This is a genomic window from Vaccinium witches'-broom phytoplasma str. VAC, from assembly GCF_000309405.1.
In the GTDB taxonomy this organism is placed as follows: domain Bacteria; phylum Bacillota_I; class Bacilli_A; order Acholeplasmatales; family Acholeplasmataceae; genus Phytoplasma.
This window is the reverse complement of the sequence record NZ_AKIN01000231.1, coordinates 1-3,657: the sequence shown is the minus strand read 5'-3', so window position 1 is coordinate 3,657 and position 3,657 is coordinate 1. Positions and strand designations below refer to the sequence as shown.

The following is a 3,657-nucleotide window of genomic DNA, read 5'->3' as shown; positions in this document are numbered from 1 at the left end:
CAAATATTTTTTTTATGTTGTCATATAGTAAATTAATAAATAATTTTTTCTAAAAGGTATTTGTTTTAGAAAAATTAGTTGTTTTCATTCGGAACTATTTTGCTGGGGCTCACCCGAAATATTTTAGGCATTTTTTATTATCATATGTAAATCGTTTTTATAAATTATCCTTCTTTTTTTTATAAACTCTTATAGATGTATAAACCCAAAAATAAAAGCTAAATTGTTCTTTGGAAAACAATTTAGCTTTTATTCTGTATTATGGCGAAAAAAATGTTAACATTATTGAGTTTTTTTTCTTTTGAAATTAAATTTATTTTCTTTGCCTTCCAGCAAATTAATAATATTTTTGTAATGTTTTAAAAAAATAATAATTGTGGTGGCAAAGATAAAATATAATTCCATATGAGTTTGTGGAGGTTCCTTTTCCCTCGAAAGCTCAATGCCAGTATGAATCCATAAGCCGACATTTACTAAAGAAGTGGCTATAAGAGACGATAAAGAGGCGTACCCGCTAAATCTTACCATAATAACAAAAGATAAGATTCCTAATAAGCCCACTAGGTAATTAATGCTTGTGATAAAACCGACCGAACTAGCGATAGCTTTTCCGCCCTTAAATTTATTGAAAATAGAAAACATATGTCCTAAAACAGCAGCCATACCGAAATAGACTCTAAAATCATTGATTTTCTCAGGAATAATATCATTTTTCGTTAAATGTTTAACGATAAAAATAGGCAAAAAACCTTTTAAAAAATCTAAAATAAAAGTTAGTAAACCTAATTTAAAACCTAATACTCTAGTTACATTCGAAGAACCAATATTTTTTGAACCTAAAGTACTAATGTCTTTGTTTTTAAAAATTGTTCCTACCAATAAGCCTACCGGAATAGATCCTATTGTATAAGACAATAAAATAATACTTACGATAATGCTTATATTCGATATATTCATGTTTTTATTTTTCAAACTTTCTTTTATTTATATTATAACAATTTCATAAATATTTGTTAATTAACAAATAATAAAAAGTTAAACATATAATTTGTAAATTGGTCTAAAACCAGATTGGTTTACATATATAAATATTTAAAACCGAAGGTGGATACGATATATACTAGAGGACCAACTACACGAGTTGCTATAGTCGCAAAAGGCAATAAATCTTCTCGATGACTAATAGCCATCACTCCTAAATTGCCTGTTCCACCTATGCTGTGCGAGCAAAGTCCAGCAGTTAAAGATAATTCTAGAGGGTAAAAACCTAATGATTGGGCTAAAATAAAAGTTGTTATCACAGCGACCGTTAAGGAAGCAACAACGATTAATACAACACTAGGTGTTTTTAAAGTATTTATTAAATTGGCAAAATTAGTAGTTAAACCTAAACCGGCTAAAACAGGACCTGTAAAATTAATAGACATGAATTTTCCAGCTTGGGACACAGAATTTTGATACTTATCAGACAATAAATCAAAAATTTTAATAACTAATAAAATGATAATAACATATACCATTGCGTCTAAATAACTACATAAAACTTGGTTAATCATATTGCCTAAATTATAAAGAGCGAAAATGATTAATAACCCCATACCTATTTGTTTATGTTCTAAAGGTGTTTTGATAGACTTATGAGAATGGTCAATCTTTTTTTGCTCTAAAGAGCCTTTGCCGCTGTATTTAGTTTTATCAAATAAAACAAATAATAAACCAGCGAAGAAAATACTTAAAACACGGGCTAAAATTAAAGGCGCTAAAAGAACACTTCTAATTTGACTTGCCTCTGCTGATTCTTTAAAAGCGTCTTTATAAATACCATTGGAAAAGCCGCCAATACCTAAGTTAGTACCTCCATTAGTTAAAGGCACAAACACAAAGAAAATACTATCCCAGAAACTGCCTTGAGATTTCTTTGAGAAAATAACATCTGGATGAAAACCCACTAAATAACCTAAAAAACCACTAACAACAAAAGCAAAGATAATAGCGATTAAAGTGATCGGAATAAACTTGATTAAAGATCTTTTTAATAAATTTCTATCCACGCTTAAAATACTTCCGGCGATAACGATAGTGATAAAGAATTGTGAGAAATTAATCCCTAAACCATCATTCGCTCCTGGTTTATTGAAAAAAGCTTTATCAAAATTATCAGCTATGTTTTTTGGTATTATTTCTTGATAAATTAAAAAAGATGGTACTAATATAGAAAGTAAAAAACCAAAGCCTAATTTGTTTAAAAAAGGCGTTTTAGAACCAATATAATTTAAACCAATCCCTAACACCATAGCAATAAATAAAGGCGTTAATAAAGGATGCCATAATTTTTTATTGTCTCGATCTATTCTCATATAAACGATATTTAAAATCATTATTACAACAAAACTTAAAAACAATAAAGGGTTAAAACCAAAAATCTCTATTTTCTTTTTATTATTTTTTTCATTCATAAAAAATGTTTCCTTCTTTCTTATGTATTATAATTATGGATTAGAATGTTAATGCATGAACACTTATAATTATATTTTATTGAGAAAAGTTTATAACAAGAAAAAGTCATTCATAAACATCCTTTGTTAAAAAAAACCTTTTATTAACCGAAAAAATGCTTGTTGTGTTTCATTTATTTGCTCAAAAAATTTTTCTATTTGATGATTAATTATGTTTTTCGTTGAAATTAAATTGTTGATAAATATTTTGTATTTTATTTCTAAATAACAAAAAGACCACTAAGTTGATCATATTGGAAGTAATCACGGGAATCAGATTTAAAAACCATAAAATAAACCAAGATTTAGTTGTACCACCGTTAAAAAAAGCGTTTATCAAGTTCGCAAAAAGACCTTCACGAGTAGGTAAATTTTTTTTAATAATGTTTAGCCACGCATAACCGTTAATTGTGCGAGAAATACTTTGAACGATGATAATAATAGTGAAAACTAGTAACATTTTTTGATAATTTTTTTCGTCCATTTTTAGAAAAGATATAAAAAGATATGCTAAAATAGGTATAAAAGTCCCAAAGATAATATTTTTGAAAATAACAGCACTTTCGTCTAAAAATAAAGTTTGATAAGTATTATAGATTTGTAAGTATTGAAATGAGGAATAAAAAATCCCATCAAAAAATAAGTAAATCAATAAAAAAGTTAAAGCATATTTAAAACTAAACAAAAACATTAAAACGAATAAAGGAAAGTGCCAAAAAACACATAATTGAGCGTCTATAATCGGCATTTTTTTAAAACTAAATAAACTGCCTGAAAGAAACTTTTGGTTAATTTGAGCTAATATAAAAGCCATGGCTATTAAATTAGCTCCTAAAGTTATTTTTTTTAAATCTATTTTTTTAGTCATATTATTTTTTCCTTTGGTGCGAATATATGAAGCTTGAAAGAAGGCATTGTTTATGGTAGTGATTTTATAAACACAATTATGCTTGTGTTTTAAGTGAATTATTACATTTATATCTTATTTTATTTTAACACATAAGAAGACCTCTTCTAGAATGATTATTCTATCAATAAATGTTTCTAATATGCGATAATAATGATATAAACATCTTTTTTATTGAATTCAGTTACGCAATGAATTAATAAAAAGTCAATAAATATGTTTTTTTAATATATATTTTGTTATAATGTTTTTGTC

The 3,657-nt window shown here is 26.6% G+C and carries 3 protein-coding genes; all 3 read right to left on the bottom strand.

The genetic code is table 11. The annotated features are described in order from the left end of the window. Positions 1-282: 282 nt before the first annotated feature. A complete protein-coding gene (gene plsY / locus RI68_RS03070; RefSeq protein WP_017193762.1) occupies positions 283-957 on the bottom strand; it encodes a glycerol-3-phosphate 1-O-acyltransferase PlsY in 675 nt (224 codons plus the stop codon). A 119-nt stretch (positions 958-1,076) separates the two neighbouring features. Further along, positions 1,077-2,456 carry a 2-hydroxycarboxylate transporter family protein gene (locus tag RI68_RS03065; protein ID WP_017193761.1) on the bottom strand — a complete coding sequence of 460 codons (1,380 nt, stop codon included), beginning with the start codon at positions 2,454-2,456 and terminating at the stop codon, positions 1,077-1,079. 205 nt (positions 2,457-2,661) lie between these two features. After that, a complete protein-coding gene (locus tag RI68_RS03060) occupies positions 2,662-3,363 on the bottom strand; it encodes a hypothetical protein (RefSeq protein ID WP_017193760.1) in 702 nt (233 codons plus the stop codon). Between the last annotated feature and the right edge of the window lie 294 nt (positions 3,364-3,657).